Raw genomic sequence first — 14,385 nt, forward strand, 5'->3', positions numbered from 1 at the left:
GAAGTTCACCACCGCATCGTGAGGCTTCGGCCTTGGAACATCCTGTGAGCCGGCGCAGAGGTTGGCGGTCTCAGGTGGTGACCGCGACGACGTCGCGGAACGCGAAGCCGTCGCGCTCGACGACCTCGCCGGTCTCGACGGGGATCGGCCGGGAGAAGCCGGGGCCGTCCCACACGAAGGTGTGGAACTCACCGTGCTCGCCGCAGGGGTCGGTGCCATCGGGCAGGTCGGCGAGGAGCTCGTGGTCGAAGGGGCGGCCCAGCAGCTCGATGGGCATCTGCGAGCGATCGACGCAGGTGAGCACGGCGCGCAGGCCGGACTCGATCATCTCGTGGGCGAGCTGGTCGGTGGGGCGTCCCCAGATGGGGAAGTGGGGCTCGATCGGCGTCGGTGCCAGGTTGGCTTCGCGGTACCGGCGGACGTCTTCGAGGAAGAGGTCGCCGAACACCATCGTCCCGACGCCGTCGGCGGCCGCAACGGCCATCGCTTCGGCCATCTTCTCCTCGTAGACGCCGTTGGGGCAGGGCGATGGCAGATCCACCTGGTGCAGCGGCAGGCCGAGCCGGTCGGCCTGGGCCTCGAGCAGGGTGCGGCGCACTCCGTGCATCGCGACCCGCTCGGCGTCGCCGTTGAGGGTGGTCAGCAGCCCGACCACCGGGACCCCCGCAGCCCTGGCGGTGTGGAGCGCGAAGGCGGAGTCCTTGCCCGAGCTCCAGCTCATCCAGGCACGTGTCTCGGTGTCGGGTCGGTGCTCGTCGTGTTCGGCCATCGACACAGCATGACCGCGCCGCCGAGCCACCGCCGAGCCGCCGGCGACGTCACCGCTCGTCGCGCTGATCGACCGCCAGACTGGTCGCGTGGCAGCACTCGAGGAACCGTGGCCCGGCTCCGACGCCGAGCTGGTCGCCCTCCAGGGGCGTTTGGTCGAACGGTCACGGCGGGTGGATCGATGGCGGCCGCCGACCGGTCGTGCCATGCGGGTCGGCGGGTGCTTCGTGGCCTTTGCCCGGGGCGAGGCAGGTCCCGGACATCCCGGTGACCGGGCGTGGGCGGCGGCGGTGGTGTTGGAGGTTCCCGCCGAACCCGGACCCGGGCCGCGCCGCGACCCCGACCGGCAGCTGCGGGGGATCCCCGTCGGTGGCGCGCCCCGGCAGGCCCGCGATGTCGAGGCCCAGCACGCGGTGGCGGGCACGGTCCCCGCGTCCTACGCACCAGGGCTGCTGGCCCGCCGTGAGGGGCCGATCCTCGAGGCCGCGGTGCGGCATCTGCCCCGGCTCCCCGAGGTGCTGCTGGTCGACGCCACCGGGCTCGACCACCCTCGTCGTGCCGGCTTGGCGCTGCACCTCGGTTCGGTGCTGGAGGTGCCCACGGTCGGAGTCACCCACCGGGGGTTGGTCGACCGGTCCGACCCGCCCGATCTCGCCGAGCGGGGTGCGTGGATGCCGGTGGAGCAGGACGGTGTGGCCGTCGGGGCGTGGCTGTGCGTGCGGTCGGGGGTACGGCCGGTGCTGGTCCACGCGGCATGGCGGACCGGGGTCGAGGACGCGGTCGAAGTGGTGCTGCGGGCCTCGGTCGAGGATGCCCGGACGCCGGTGCCGCTGCAGGAGGCCCGACGGGTCGCCCGCGAGGCGCGCCACCTGGCCACCGCCGATGGTCGATGAGCGCGAGGCGGCCTCAGGATCGGGCCGGTGGTAGCGGTCGGAGCTGGTGGGCGGGGGTGAAGAGCCGCCGGGCGATCCCGATGGCGATGGTCGAGGCGCTGACGGTGGTCGAGCCGAGCACCAGGTACATCACCGCGATCTGCACCCGGATGGCGTCGAGCGGTTCGACCCCGGCCAGCAGCAGTCCGACCATGGCGCCGGGTAGGAAGATGATGCCGACGGCGCGGGTCGTCTCGATCTGGGGGATGAGCGCGGTGCGGATCGCCAGACGCAGGTGCGGCGCCACCGCCCGGTCGGCGGGATGGCCGAGGGCGAGTCGGGCTTCGATCTCGAGGCGCTTGTCGCGCAGCTCCTCGACGATCCGGCGGGCGGCGAGCACGGTGGCGTTCATCGAGTTGCCGATCATCAGCCCGGCGAGGGGGACGATGGTGCGACCCTCGACGGGGAAGACACCGAATCCGAACAGGACCCCGAGGGTGACACCTGAGGCGAGGGCGAAGGCGACGACGGCGAGCCAGCCGGCGCCAGGGACCTCTGGTGCCCGTCGGTGCACGGTCCAGCCGGCGAAGGCGATCATGACGACCACCCAGGCCCACGACAGCACGAGGGGCTGGTCGGGTGCGATGAGCACCGCCAGCACCAGCCCCATGATGGCGAGCTGGCCGAGGGCCCGGGCCGAGGCGACGATGAGCGGGACGGTGAGGCCGAGCCGCCGCCAGATCGACACCGCGACCGCGACGGCGACGAGCACGGCGGCGAGGGCGACGCCGAGGTTGGAGATGTCGCCGTTCACGAGGTGTCGCCCGGGTTCGTGTCGAGTGTGCCGTTGCGCAGCGACAGCCGGTGGTCGGCGAGCCGGCGGAGCTGGGCGTCGTCGTGGGTGATCCAGAGGATCGGCACACCGCCGTCGGCGAGCTCGCGGGCGAGGTGCTCGATCCGGCGGGTGGTGGTGTGATCGACCGCGGAGGTGGGTTCGTCGGCGACCAGCACCTCGGGGTCGAGCAGCAGGGCCCGCACGACACAGACCCGTTGGGCCTCACCGCCCGAGAGGCTGGCGGCGTCCTGGTCGAGGACGGTGCCGGGGTCGAGGTCGACCCGGTCGAGCAGCTCCCGCCAGCGGTCGCGGTCGTCGACGTCGGTGGCGGCGAGGTTGTCGGCGACGGTCCCGGGGAAGGTGGTGGCGCGCTGGAAGACGAACCCGACCCGGCGCCGAAGGTCGAGGACGTCGAGGTCGGGCATGGGCACACCCCGGAACCGGACCTGTCCGGCGGTGGGGTCGATGAGACGGTTGCAGAGGCGGGCGAGGGTGGACTTGCCCGAACCCGACGGTCCGGTGACGACGGTGATGCCCGTCCCGGGGATCTCGGTGTCGATGCCGGTGAGGACGGTGCGGTCACCGATCACCACCTCGACGCCCTCGAAGGCGAAGGTGGGCTGGGCGGTCACGCGGCCACGCTAGCGAGGCGGTCGTGGCCCGGGATCGACGGTGCCTCGAGGCTCGATCACGCGGTCCGGTGCGCGTGCAGGATCGCCCCGGCCGACCGTTCGATGTCGGAGGCCGTCGTCGCCCAGTTGGCAACCGACACCCGCATGACCTCCTGGCCGTTCCAGGTCGCTCCTCCGGCCCAGCAGGTGCCTTCGCGCTGGGTCGAGGCGATGACCGCCTTGGTGCGCTCGTCGTCGTCGAAGCGGAGCACGACCTGGTTGAACACGACGTCGTTGAGCACCTCGATCCCCTCCTCCTGTGACACCAGGTCGGCGAAGAGACGGGCGTTGGTGCAGCAGCGGTCGATGAGCTCGCCGACACCCCTGCGGCCCAGCGACCTCAGCGCGGCGTAGGTCGAGATCCCCCGGGCTCGCCGCGACGCGTCGAGCACCCAGCTCATCCCGTCGCGTGGCTGGTCCTCGCCGTCGAGCACGTAGTACGAGGCCGTGCTCGAACAGGTTGCCCGGTGTGACTCGGGATGCGCGGTGATCGCGTACCCGCAGTCGTAGGGGACGTTGAGCATCTTGTGGCCGTCGACGGCCCACGAGTCGGCGCCGTCCATCCCCGCCGTGAGGTGCTGGTACGGGGGCGAGGCGGCCGCCCACCCGCCGAAGGCTCCGTCCACGTGCACCCAGGCCCCCAGCTCGCGGGCGATGGGCACGATCTCCTCGATGGGGTCGAACGCCCCGGTCACCACGTTGCCGGCCTGAACGCAGATGATCGCCGGCCCGTCGATCGCCCCGGCTGAGCGGGCCAGCTCATCGGGGTGCATCCGCCCCTGGTCGTCGGCCTCGACCACGATGGTGGGTGCACCGAACCCGTTGACCCGCAGGGCCTGGTCGATGGTCGCATGGCGCTGACGGCCGACGACGACGGTGACCTCGGGGGCGTTGCGCAACCCCTGTTGTTCGACGTCCCACCCGCGCGCGGCCAGGACGTGGTGGCGGGCGACCGCCAGGCAGGTGGTGTTGGCCGACTGCCCGCCGGTGACGAACCCGATCGCCGAGGTCGCCGGCAGCCCGAGCAGTTCGATGATCCATCGCCCCGCCACCTCTTCGGCCACCGACGCCAGCGGGCTCATCACCGCCATCGCCGCGTTCTGGTCCCAGGCGACGGTCAACAGCTCGGCGCCGAGCGCCGCGGGGAGCGTGCCCCCGATCACGAACCCGAAGTTGCGAGGCCCAGCCGACGCCGTGGTCGCCACCTCGCCCAGCGCCCCCAGCTCGCGGACCACGTCGTGGGCGGCGTCGCCCACCTCGGCCAGGGGTCCATCGAGGCGGTCGCGCACCTGGGCCACGGTGAGCTCGGCGGGGACTCGACGCTGGTCGAGGCCGGCGAGGTAGGCGGCCGAGGAGTCGGCGACGGTGTGCAACAGGTCGGTGACATCGGTGGGGCTCATGCGGGGCAGCCTCCCAGGATCGGCACTCGATGAGAAGTGCAATCCGAACGATGCGGAGCAACAGCTACGGTGCGGGGATGCCTCAGTCGATCGACGATGTCCACCGCCCCAGCGATCGTGCGGGTGTGGTCCGATGAGCAGCGACTTCGACGAGCGGGCCGCCACCTGGGACGACGATCCGGCCAAGGTCGAGCGGGCGCGGGTCGTGGCCGACGCCATCCGGGCGGCGGTGCCTCTTGATCCTTCGATGCGGCTGCTCGAGTACGGGGCCGGCACCGGTCTGGTGACCGAGGCCCTGCAGGACTCGGTGGGGCCGGTGACCCTCGCCGACACCTCGGCGGGGATGCGCGAGCAGATGGAGAGGAAGGTCGAGGCCGGTCTGCTTCCCGACGCCCGGGTGGTCGAGCTCGACCTGTCGGGGGGTGCGCCGGCCGGCGAGCGCTTCGACCTCATCGTCACGGTGATGGTGCTGCACCACATCACCCCCCTCGAGCCGGTGCTCGAGGCCTTCGCCACCCTGCTCGCCGACGGTGGCCACCTGTGCGTGGTCGACCTCGAGGAGGAGGACGGTTCGTTCCACGGCGAGGGGTTCCACGGCCACCACGGCTTCGATCCGGCCGAGCTGGCCGCATGGCTCGAGCAGGCGGGCTTCTCGAGGGTGAGCGTGACCCGGTGCCACGAGATCGAACGGGGCGACGGGACCTATCCTTTGATCCTGGCCACGGCCGGTATCTGACCGTTTCGGTCGTGCGGGGGTGTGGAGGAGCCCGGGGTTAGAGCGGCCCGGGTCAGGAGCGGACCGACTTCACTGCCTCGCGGACGGTCTCGGCGACCGTGGAGGCGGGTGCGCCGGGGCCGAGCACCGCGGCCACGCCGGCGTGGTGCAGGGTTGGGATGTCTTGGTCGGGGACGATGCCGCCGACGATGACGGGGATGTCGTGGCCTGCTGCGCGGAGGGTGTCGACCATTCGGGGGGCGAGGGTGAGGTGGCTGGCGTTGTGCAGGGAGAGCCCGACCGCGTCGGCGTCTTCTTGGAGGGCGGCGGAGGCGACCATGTCGGTGGTCTGGCGCAGTCCGAGGTAGATGACCTCGAACCCGGCGTCGCGGAGGATTCGTGCCACGACCCGCAGTCCCCGGTCGTGACCGTCGAGGCCGAGCTTGGCCAAGACGATGCGGATCTGGGGTTCGTGGTCGGTGCCCATCAGATGGTGGTGGTCTCGGTGTAGGTGCCGAACACCGACTCGAGTGCGGTGACGATCTCTTCTTCGGTGGCGTAGACCGCGACGGCGTCGATGAAGCTGGGCATGAGGTTGACGGTGGGGTCGGCGGCGTCGGTGCGGACCTGTTCGAGACAGGCGCGCACCGCGTCGTCGTCGCGGTCGGCTTTGACCGCGGCGAGGCGTTTGAGCTGGATCGTCTCCACCGAGGGGTCGATGCGCAGGATCTGCTGGTCGCGGTCGTCGTTGCCGTCGGTGAAGTCGTTGATCCCGACGATGATCCGCTCGCCGGAGTTGACCTCGCGTTCGAAGCGGTACGACGCGTCGGCGATCTCGCCGGTGAAGTACCCGTTGTCGATGCCCTCGTAGACGCCTTCGAGGATCGAGCCGTGACCGAGCTGGTCGAGGTGGGCGAAGACCGCTTCGGCCTGTCGTTCCATCTCGTCGGTCATCCACTCGACGAACGGGGCGCCGCCGAGCGGGTCGGCGACGTTGGTGACCCCGGTCTCGTGGGCCACGATCTGTTGGGTTCGCAGCGCGATGCGGGCCGCGTCCTCGGTGGGTAGCGACAACGCTTCGTCGTAGCTGTCGGTGTGCAGCGACTGGGTGCCCCCGAGGGCGGCGGACAGCGCCTGGGTCGCCACCCGGGCGATGTTGTTGCGGGGTTGTTGGGCAGTGAGCGACACCCCGGCGGTCTGGGTGTGGAACCGCAACATGTGGGACCTGGGATCGGTGGCGCCGTAGCGGTCGCGCAACCACCGGGCCCAGATCCGGCGGGCGGCACGGAACTTGCCGATCTCTTCGAAGAAGTCAGAGTGGGCGTTGAAGAAGAAGCTCAGCCGCGGAGCGAAGTCGTCGACGTCGAGACCGGCAGCGATCGCCGCTTCGACGTAGGCGAACCCGTTGGCCAGGGTGAACGCCAGTTCCTGGGCGGCGGTCGATCCCGCTTCGCGGATGTGGTAGCCCGACACCGACACCGGGTGCCAGCGCGGCATCTCCGCCGCGGTGAACCTCATCAGGTCGGTGACCAGCCGCACCGAGGGGCGCGGCGGGAAGATGTACTCCTTCTGGGCTTGGTACTCCTTGAAGATGTCGTTTTGGAGGGTGCCCGACAGCGCCGCCCGGTCGACACCGTTCTTCTCGGCCACGGCGATGTAGGCGGCCATGACGATGGGTGCCGGACCGTTGATCGTCATCGACGTCGAGACCCCCGACAGGTCGATCCCCGAGAAGAGATCTTCCATGTCGGCCATGGTGTCCACCGCGACCCCGGCACGACCGACCTCACCGAGAGCCCACTCGCTGTCGGAATCACGCCCCATCAGCGTCGGCATGTCGAACGCGGTCGATAGCCCCGTGCCGCCGGCCTCGAGAAGCTGTTTGAACCGCTCGTTGGTGTCCTCGGCGGTGCCGAATCCGGCGAACATCCGCATGGTCCAGAGCCGGGACCGGTACATCGAGGCGTGGATGCCGCGGGTGTAGGGGAACTGCCCCGGATAGGGACCGTCGCCATAGACCGGCTCGACCGGGACCCCCGACCGCGTGGTGAACGAGACGCCATCGCGCAGTCGCGCCGCCCGGTACTGCTCCTCCCAGAGCGCGCGGTCGGGATCGTCGCTTCGGTCGGTAGCGGTGGGGTCCGGTCCGGAATCGGTCGTCATGGTCGTCCCTGCATGCTGCGTGGCGGGCGGGCTGGGAGGCACTGCGTGAGCCTCCAACCACTGTGGCCCATTCTCCTACATCGTGGTGGTCCACCCGCCGGAGAAGGGGATCACCTGGCCGACGATGAAGTCGCTGCGGTCCGAGGCGAGGAACAGGGCCAGCTCGGCGGACTCCCAGCTCTCGGCCAATCGGCCGGCGGGCACGGCCCCCTCCATGCGTGCGACCAGGTCGGCGTCGGCGAGCATCTCCTCGGAGTAGTACACGTTGTTCTTCACGTAGTTCTGCGCCACGGCGTTGACCTGCACGCCGTGGCGGGCCACCTCGAGGCCGACGCTGCGCACGAAGGCGTTCTGGGCGCCACGGGCCGCGGTGTAGGCACTCGCCCCCGGGATCCCGCGCAATGGTGCGGCGCTGGTGATGGCGACGATCTTGCCCGACCCGCGCTCGATCATGGGCGGGAGCGCGGCTCGGACAAGGCGCATGAGGGGATGGACGAGCTGGTCGAACAGGGCGCTCCAGTCGTCGTCGGCGATGTCGGAGGCTGGTGACGGTCGCGGTGGGGTCGCGAGGTTGGCGACCAGGACATCGATGTCTCCTGCCGAGCGCACCGTCTCGGCGGCAGCGGCAGGAGGGGTGAGGTCGCTGGCGTCGGCGGTGACGTGGGCTCCCTCCTGTTCGAACAGCTCGACGATGGCCGGACCCATGTAGGTGTCGGCGGAGGTGACGAGCGCGCGTGTCCCGGCGAGGCGATCGGTCATCGCGCCATGCTGCCACCTGTCCTGTGGGCTCGCCGGGGGAGCGGCGAGGTCACAGCTCCCAGGTGAGCCTCGCCACCGGGTCGGACCGGTAGGAGCAGTACGTGCCGGTGCGGACCCGCTGTTCGAGGTGGGCGGCGGCATCGGGGTGGTGCTCGGCCAGCTGTCTCAGCGAGTACCGGATCGTGCGCGCCACGCTGGTGCGAGCGCGCTCGGCGTCGCCCCCGACAGTCCGGGCCCGACCGCCGAGCCCGACGGCGGCGGCCAGCTCGGCGACGAGGAACTCCCGGTCGCGTTCGGCGAGCGCGATCCGGCCGGTGTCGTTGAGGCGCCGCGCCTCGTCGATGTCCTCGTCGACCTCGGCGAGCCGTCGGCGGTAGGCCTCCCTCGCCTCGTCGTCGATCACGGGGAGCCCCGCGCCGGTGCTCGGTCGCAGGTCGTCGTCATCGGACGGCTGGTGGGCGGTCGAGTTGCCCTGCTCGGCCGCGACCAGGTCGAGGACGTGGAACTCGCGGTCGGGCTCGGCGAGCATCCGCGCCAGATACCGGAACCCCTTGAGATCGCGAACGAGGGTGGTCCGACCGGCGAAGGCGACGGTTCGCATGTCGCCGTCGAGCCGGAACGTCGCCACGGCTGCATCGGCGTCGCCCGTCTGGGCTGGGGACCGTTCGGCGGTGAGCAGGTCGTCGAGTCGGTCGACGCGCCTGGCTGCACCGAACGCCTCGAACGCCGCCCTGGCGGTGCGTCGGTGCATGGTGGCCGACTCGAGGTTTCCCGACCGCTGGCACGCGTCGGCCAACACGGTGCGCGCCACGGCGGCGTCGAACGGCGCTCCGAGCTCGGTCCACATCGCGACCGCCTCCGATGCCCGGTGGACCGCGTCGTCGAGGTCGTTGTCGGCGAGCGCGGCCCGGGCCCCGGCCAGCGAGGCCGACGCCGCCAAGCCGCGGCTGGAGTACGAGTCGGCGGTCCGCTGGAGGGCGGCGGCCGCCTGGCGCGCGGTGTCGACGTCGCCGGCCGCGGCCGCGATCTCGACCTGGGCGTCGAGGAGCGGTGCCAACTGCAGATCGCCGAAGGGGGGTCGCTCCTTCCACGGGATGTCGACCGGATGGGCGATCGCTTCGGCGATGAGCGCCGATGCGGTCGTGACCTCACCCTGTTCGAGGCGGAGCAGGGCCAGGCCGGGCTGTGGTGACCATGCCCGGTCGTGGGCGGCCAGGAACGCCTCCTCGGCGCCGTCGAGGTCGCCCTTGCGCAGCCGGATGTTGCCGAGCTCGACGAGTGGCCAGCCGTACTCCCGCCGCATCCACGGGCGCAGCTCCTCGCAGGCGCCGAGCGCCTCGGCCTCGGCGGCGTCGCACGGTCCCGACATGCGGAGCAGCTCGGCTCGATGCACCCGGCACCGGCCGTTGATCCCGCCGAAGGCGACACCGTGGCGCCAGCGCTCCATCACGTCGGTCCACTCGGTGGCCCGGTCGAGCAGGGCGAGCCCCTGAGCGGCACAGATCAGCTCGCAGTACATCATCCCGGTCGTGAGCGCATCGACCTCACCCGACATCAGGTGGGCGCAGACCTCGTCGAGCAGCTCGAGGCCCTCGTCGACCTGGTGGTTGAAGATCCGGACGCGGGCCATCGCGACCCGACCGATCACCACCGCGGGCACGACACCCAAGCGCTCGCCGAGCTCGATCGCGAGGGCCGCCTGTTCCTCGGCTGCTGCCATGTCGCCGCACATGAACCGCTCGTAGGTCCTCGTCATGGCGATGAACGCGTGCGCCGTCACCTCGTCGTGGCCTTCGACGAGACGCTCGGCGCGACGGAGCCAGCCGCGCACCGGCGCCATGAGGCCGGTGTCCATCATCAGGTACATGGCGAGCATTGCCGCAGCGCGAGCCGCCTCGGCGCGGTCGCCGGCCGCCTCGTGGAGGCCGTGCAACTCCTCCCATGCCCGGATGCAGGCGTCGAAGTCGCCTGCTCCGTATGCGGCCGTGGCTCGCAGCTCGATGGCCTCCGGTGATGCGGCTGCGTCACCGCCGGCGTCGAGCAGGCGCAACGCGTCGAGCCACTCGCCTCGGTCGACGGCGGCTCGGGCGTCGGCGACCGGGCCCGTCCCGTTCACCTGGCGGGCCGGAGCGACTGGGCGCCGCTCCGCAGACGGTTCCGGACTCGACGTGGGGCCATTGTCGCATTGTGACACGCGTTGTCGCGCCTTCCTCCTGACAGCAGACGAGGAGAAGGAGGGGGCTCATGGAGCCGACCGCTCAACTGGAGGAGATCCTGCCAAGGGTCATCAGGACCGTCGAAGGGATTCGTCCCGACCAGCTCGGTGACCCCACACCCTGCACCGAGTTCACGGTGAGCGGGGTGATCGACCACATGGTCGTGCTCGGTAGCCAGTTCGCCTACATGTTCCGGGGTGAGGAGCCTCCGGCGATCGACGCTCCAGCAGCCACGACCGAGGTGCCGGTCGCCGAGTTCCGCAAGGCGATGGACGACCTGTTCGATGCCGTGAAGAGTCCTGGCGCCATGGACCGCACGATCAGCGCACCGGTCGGCGAGATGCCCGGGGAGACCTTTGCCCGCCTCGTGGCCTTCGACGGCCTCGTGCACGGCTGGGATCTGGCCAGGGCCACGGGCCAGGACTACGACCCGCCGACCGAGGTGGTCGATGCGGTTGCTTCGTTTGCCGGGGGCGCCATCACCCCCGAACTGCGGGAGAACGGCATGTTCGCCAATCCGACCACGGCGCCATCTGGGGCCACACCGCTCGAGCGTCTCGTGGCCTTCAGCGGTCGCACGCTCTGACTCGAGCCCACCACGTAGATCAACGACAACAGGAGGAACACTTCCATGCACCTGTCCAAGAACGACATCCCGGTCCGGGTCGACGCCCCCGGGGCCATCGCCCGTCAGCTCCCCGACTTCGGGACTGCGTCGGGTGCCATCGGCGCCGAGTACTTCACCATGGCGACCGGCACCGACCTGGCACCCCTCTTGCAGGGGCTCGACGGCGATCTGTGCCAGTCACCCCACTGGGGCTATGTCATCACCGGCGACGTGGTGATCACCTACACCGATGGCACCGAGGAGCACGCCGTGGGCGGCGAGGTGTTCCACTGGCCCGCTGGTCACACGGTTCGTGTCGAGGAGGACGCCGAGATCATCCTCTTCAGCCCCCAGGACCTGCACCGCCCGGTGATCGACCACATCGGCGCCCAGGTGGCAAACGCCTGAGCGTGCGGTGGTTCGCGCTGCATCGACTCGTGGTCGATGCAGCGCGAACCCTGCGACGCGGGGTGCCGACCTCCGTCGCAGGGCGTGGACCCAGGTGATGGCAGGGCTCGGCGTTCTTGTCAACCTTCGGTGGGATGGTCGGCGAGGCCCGTGCGCAGTTCGGTTCTCCAGGCTGGGGCAGGAGGTCCATGAGCGTCGTTGCTCCGTCTGGTCCGGTGGCTTCGGAGAGGACTTGGAAGAGCTGATGGCGGGCGGGTTGTGTGGTAGCCACGGTTCTGGACTCCCGACAGAGGATGGACGAGTGGGAGCATCGGCTCCGACGGGGCCGCAGTCTCGACGATCTCCGCACGCAACTCGAGGCGCTGATCGAGCGCAGGGAGAGATCATGTCCTACACAGTTCAGGTCGACGAGGTGGCTCCGCAGCTGGTTGCCGCTGTCAGGGTCCGCACCGGCATCGGTCGCATCGGTGACGACATCGGCGCAGGGTTCGGCCGGTTGATGCAGACGCTCGCCAGCGAGGGCGTCGAGCCTGCCGGGTCGCCGTTCATCGTCTACCACGACGTCATCGGCGGCGACGCTGACGGCGACATCGAGCTGTGCATCCCGATCACTCGGAAGGTCGACGGCGACGAAGAGGTCTCCAGCCGCGAGATCGGTGGCGGGACGGTGGCGGCGACGGTGCACCAGGGCTCCTACGAGGAGGTCGGATCCGCCCACCACGCGCTGAACGCCTGGATCGCCGAGCACGGCCGTGGAGCTGCCGGCCCACCGCGGGAGATCTACCTCAACGATCCCCGGACTGTGGTCCCCGATGAGCTGATGACCCGGGTCGAGTTCCCGGTGCGAGCCGTGGCGGCGCCGGCGGACGCGGGCTGACTCACTGGTCGGGCTCGCACACGCGGAAGGTGATGCCTGCGATAGGACGAAACCTGTGTGTCAGTGAGATCCTGCAGGCGACGTTCCGCCAGCACACGACGAGGAGCAGGTGATGCACTCCCTTCGCACCCCCGACGAGGCCTTCGAGGGCCTCCCCGACTTTCCCTTCGCCCCGCACTACGTCGAGGTGGACGACGGCGACGGTGGCACGCTTCGGGTCCATCACCTCGACGAGGGCCCAGCCGACGCCGCCCCGGTGCTGCTCATGCACGGCGAGCCATCGTGGTGCTTCCTCTATCGCCACATGATCCCCACCCTGGTCGAGGCCGGCCACCGGGTGGTCGTCCCCGACCTCGTGGGCTTCGGCCGCAGCGACAAGCCCACCGAGCAGTCCGACCACTCCTATGCCCGCCACGTCGAGTGGATGCGCCAGGCCCTGTTCGACCGGCTCGACCTGCGCGATATCAGCTTCTTCGGACAGGACTGGGGTGGTCTGATCGGCCTCCGGCTCGTGGCCGCCGACCCGGACCGCTTCGCCCGCGTCGCCATCGGGAACACCGGCCTGCCCACCGGGCACGGACCGGCAAGCGAGGCCTTCCTGGCCTGGCAGCGCTTCTCCCAGGAGACCGAGCACTTCCCGGTGGGCGGGATCGTCAACGGTGGGTGCACCACCGACCTGTCCGCCGAGGTGATCGCGGCCTACGACGCACCGTTCCCCGACGACACCTACAAGGCGGGCGCCCGGATCATGCCGGCCCTCGTCCCCTCGTCACCCGACGATCCGGCCACGCCCGACCAGGAGGAGGCCTGGCGAGTGCTCGAGCGGTTCGAGAAGCCGTTCCTGTGCTGCTTCAGCGACTCGGACCCGATCACCAAGGGCGGCGACGCGCCGTTCCGCGCCAAGGTCCCCGGCGCCGAGGGCCAGCCCCACACCACCATCGAGGGCGCGGGCCACTTCCTCCAGGAGGACAGCGGGCAGCAGTTGGCGCAGGTGCTGGTCGACTACATCGCCTCGACGTCATGAGCGAGGCGCCGCCCGATCCCCGGCCCGGCGTCCTGCGCACGCCCGAGGCGCGCTTCGCCGACATCGCCGACTACCCGTGGGAACCCCACTACCTCGAGGTCGAGCCAGGCCTCCGCATGGCCTACGTCGATGCCGGCCCCGCCGACGCCACCGAGACGGTGCTGCTGCTCCACGGCGAGCCCACGTGGGGCTACCTCTACCGGAAGATGATCCCGCCGCTGGTCGAGGCCGGCCACCGCGTGATCGTCCCCGACCTCATCGGCTTCGGTCGCTCCGACAAGCCCACCGATCCCGAGGCCTACACCTACACCAGCCACACGCGCTGGGTGCGAGCGCTGCTCGACGCGCTCGATCTCGGCGGCATCACGTTCTTCGGCCAGGACTGGGGTGGCCTGATCGGCGGCCGGGTCGTGGGCCAGGACCCCGACCGGTTCGCCCGGCTGGTGTTCTCCAACACGGGCATGCCCCGGTCGGGCCCGGGACTGCCCGGCATCGCGCCCCAGGAGCGCTTACCGCCCGAGATGCTGGAGGCGCTGCTCGGCATTGCCTGGCGCGACACCGTCGACGACGAGGACCGCATCGATCCCGACGCCGTGCACGCCCTCGTCGACCAGGGCGGCGTCCTCTACTTCCTGGCGTGGCGGGTCTACGCCCAGGAGGTGGCCGAGCTGTGGCCGTCAAAGGTCGTGCCGGGCTGGTGCCTCAGCGACCTGTCCGACGACGTCCTCGCTGCCTACGACGCCCCGTTTCCCACCCAGGACTTCGTGGTGGGCGCCCGTCGCTTCCCACTGCTCGTGCCGGTCACCGAGGACGACCCCGAGCGCCTCGTGAACGACGAGGTGTGGCAGGTGCTCGAGGCGTTCGACCGACCCGTGCTCACCATCTGGGGCGACCACTGCCCGCACACGTACCTGACGATGGGCGAGGACCTGCGGGCCAACATCCCCGGCGCCCAGCGTCCCGGCATCGACCACCGCGTCTATGAGGCCAGCCACTTCATCCAGGAGGACCGAGGCGAGGAGGTGGCTGCCGACATCGTGGCGCTCATCGACCAGCACCCGACGTAGCGC

15 protein-coding genes are annotated in these 14,385 nt (G+C 70.6%); 7 read left to right on the forward strand and 8 right to left on the reverse strand.

The window, feature by feature from the left end; translation table 11 throughout:
- Nucleotides 1-70 precede the first annotated feature (70 nt).
- Nucleotides 71-769: a hypothetical protein gene (locus U5K29_15760; GenBank protein ID MDZ7679996.1), complete on the reverse strand. Its 699-nt coding sequence runs from the start codon at nucleotides 767-769 to the stop codon at nucleotides 71-73.
- Nucleotides 770-857: 88 nt separating this feature from the next.
- Here U5K29_15760 and U5K29_15765 point away from each other — a divergent pair, with 88 nt between their 5' ends.
- Entirely contained in the window at nucleotides 858-1,661 is an 804-nt protein-coding gene (locus tag U5K29_15765; GenBank protein MDZ7679997.1) for an endonuclease V, read from the forward strand.
- 13 nt (nucleotides 1,662-1,674) lie between these two features.
- On the opposite strand, the gene fetB is transcribed toward U5K29_15765, so the two are convergent.
- From fetB to U5K29_15780, 3 genes are read right to left on the reverse strand one after another with little or no spacing between them, the layout of a single operon-like run.
- Complete coding sequence (fetB, locus tag U5K29_15770) at nucleotides 1,675-2,454, reverse strand: iron export ABC transporter permease subunit FetB (protein MDZ7679998.1); 780 nt, start codon at nucleotides 2,452-2,454, stop codon at nucleotides 1,675-1,677.
- Nucleotides 2,451-3,107, reverse strand: a complete 657-nt coding sequence (locus U5K29_15775) for an ATP-binding cassette domain-containing protein (protein MDZ7679999.1) — start codon at nucleotides 3,105-3,107, stop codon at nucleotides 2,451-2,453. Before U5K29_15775 ends, fetB begins: the two co-directional genes overlap by 4 nt.
- A 56-nt stretch (nucleotides 3,108-3,163) precedes the next feature.
- Entirely contained in the window at nucleotides 3,164-4,546 is a 1,383-nt protein-coding gene (locus U5K29_15780) for an aminotransferase class V-fold PLP-dependent enzyme (GenBank protein MDZ7680000.1), read from the reverse strand.
- Between the two features lie 133 nt (nucleotides 4,547-4,679).
- Between U5K29_15780 and U5K29_15785 the strand changes: the two genes are divergently transcribed.
- The gene (locus tag U5K29_15785) at nucleotides 4,680-5,282 is read left to right on the forward strand and encodes a class I SAM-dependent methyltransferase (protein MDZ7680001.1); all 603 of its coding nucleotides are present in this window, start codon (nucleotides 4,680-4,682) and stop codon (nucleotides 5,280-5,282) included.
- Nucleotides 5,283-5,334: 52 nt separating this feature from the next.
- Here U5K29_15785 and U5K29_15790 read toward each other — a convergent pair whose 3' ends face one another.
- The 4 genes from U5K29_15790 to U5K29_15805 all read right to left on the reverse strand — a co-directional run bounded on the left by U5K29_15790 (nucleotide 5,335) and on the right by U5K29_15805 (nucleotide 10,299).
- A complete protein-coding gene (locus U5K29_15790; GenBank protein MDZ7680002.1) occupies nucleotides 5,335-5,748 on the reverse strand; it encodes a cobalamin B12-binding domain-containing protein in 414 nt (137 codons plus the stop codon).
- Nucleotides 5,748-7,424: a methylmalonyl-CoA mutase family protein gene (locus tag U5K29_15795; protein ID MDZ7680003.1), complete on the reverse strand. Its 1,677-nt coding sequence runs from the start codon at nucleotides 7,422-7,424 to the stop codon at nucleotides 5,748-5,750. The genes U5K29_15790 and U5K29_15795 overlap by 1 nt, the downstream gene beginning before the upstream one ends.
- Nucleotides 7,425-7,499: 75 nt before the next feature.
- The gene (locus tag U5K29_15800; protein MDZ7680004.1) at nucleotides 7,500-8,183 is read right to left on the reverse strand and encodes an SDR family oxidoreductase; all 684 of its coding nucleotides are present in this window, start codon (nucleotides 8,181-8,183) and stop codon (nucleotides 7,500-7,502) included.
- A 49-nt stretch (nucleotides 8,184-8,232) separates the two neighbouring features.
- Nucleotides 8,233-10,299 (reverse strand): hypothetical protein, encoded by a 2,067-nt coding sequence (locus U5K29_15805; protein MDZ7680005.1) that lies wholly within the window; start codon nucleotides 10,297-10,299, stop codon nucleotides 8,233-8,235.
- Between the two features lie 128 nt (nucleotides 10,300-10,427).
- Here U5K29_15805 and U5K29_15810 point away from each other — a divergent pair, with 128 nt between their 5' ends.
- The 5 genes from U5K29_15810 to U5K29_15830 all read left to right on the forward strand — a co-directional run bounded on the left by U5K29_15810 (nucleotide 10,428) and on the right by U5K29_15830 (nucleotide 14,382).
- The gene (locus U5K29_15810) at nucleotides 10,428-10,985 is read left to right on the forward strand and encodes a TIGR03086 family metal-binding protein (protein MDZ7680006.1); all 558 of its coding nucleotides are present in this window, start codon (nucleotides 10,428-10,430) and stop codon (nucleotides 10,983-10,985) included.
- Nucleotides 10,986-11,030: 45 nt separating this feature from the next.
- Entirely contained in the window at nucleotides 11,031-11,414 is a 384-nt protein-coding gene (locus U5K29_15815) for a hypothetical protein (protein ID MDZ7680007.1), read from the forward strand.
- A gap of 385 nt (nucleotides 11,415-11,799) precedes the next feature.
- The gene (locus tag U5K29_15820) at nucleotides 11,800-12,291 is read left to right on the forward strand and encodes a GyrI-like domain-containing protein (protein MDZ7680008.1); all 492 of its coding nucleotides are present in this window, start codon (nucleotides 11,800-11,802) and stop codon (nucleotides 12,289-12,291) included.
- A 112-nt stretch (nucleotides 12,292-12,403) separates the two neighbouring features.
- On the forward strand, nucleotides 12,404-13,315 hold the full coding sequence (locus tag U5K29_15825; GenBank protein ID MDZ7680009.1) for a haloalkane dehalogenase: 912 nt from the start codon (nucleotides 12,404-12,406) through the stop codon (nucleotides 13,313-13,315).
- On the forward strand, nucleotides 13,312-14,382 hold the full coding sequence (locus U5K29_15830) for a haloalkane dehalogenase (GenBank protein MDZ7680010.1): 1,071 nt from the start codon (nucleotides 13,312-13,314) through the stop codon (nucleotides 14,380-14,382). The genes U5K29_15825 and U5K29_15830 overlap by 4 nt, the downstream gene beginning before the upstream one ends.
- Nucleotides 14,383-14,385 lie beyond the last annotated feature (3 nt).

This window comes from Acidimicrobiales bacterium, assembly GCA_034521975.1.
Taxonomy (GTDB): domain Bacteria; phylum Actinomycetota; class Acidimicrobiia; order Acidimicrobiales; family SKKL01; genus SKKL01.

Bases quoted from the DNA above. Each gene is read 5' to 3' on its own strand.
- U5K29_15760 (MDZ7679996.1), bottom strand. From the start codon at position 769: ATGGCCGAACACGACGAGCACCGACCCGACACCGAGACACGTGCCTGG.
- U5K29_15780 (MDZ7680000.1), bottom strand. From the start codon at position 4,546: ATGAGCCCCACCGATGTCACCGACCTGTTGCACACCGTCGCCGACTCC.
- U5K29_15785 (MDZ7680001.1), top strand. From the start codon at position 4,680: ATGAGCAGCGACTTCGACGAGCGGGCCGCCACCTGGGACGACGATCCG.
- U5K29_15790 (MDZ7680002.1), bottom strand. From the start codon at position 5,748: ATGGGCACCGACCACGAACCCCAGATCCGCATCGTCTTGGCCAAGCTC.
- U5K29_15795 (MDZ7680003.1), bottom strand. From the start codon at position 7,424: ATGACGACCGATTCCGGACCGGACCCCACCGCTACCGACCGAAGCGAC.
- U5K29_15800 (MDZ7680004.1), bottom strand. From the start codon at position 8,183: ATGACCGATCGCCTCGCCGGGACACGCGCGCTCGTCACCTCCGCCGAC.
- U5K29_15810 (MDZ7680006.1), top strand. From the start codon at position 10,428: ATGGAGCCGACCGCTCAACTGGAGGAGATCCTGCCAAGGGTCATCAGG.
- U5K29_15815 (MDZ7680007.1), top strand. From the start codon at position 11,031: ATGCACCTGTCCAAGAACGACATCCCGGTCCGGGTCGACGCCCCCGGG.
- U5K29_15820 (MDZ7680008.1), top strand. From the start codon at position 11,800: ATGTCCTACACAGTTCAGGTCGACGAGGTGGCTCCGCAGCTGGTTGCC.
- U5K29_15825 (MDZ7680009.1), top strand. From the start codon at position 12,404: ATGCACTCCCTTCGCACCCCCGACGAGGCCTTCGAGGGCCTCCCCGAC.
- U5K29_15830 (MDZ7680010.1), top strand. From the start codon at position 13,312: ATGAGCGAGGCGCCGCCCGATCCCCGGCCCGGCGTCCTGCGCACGCCC.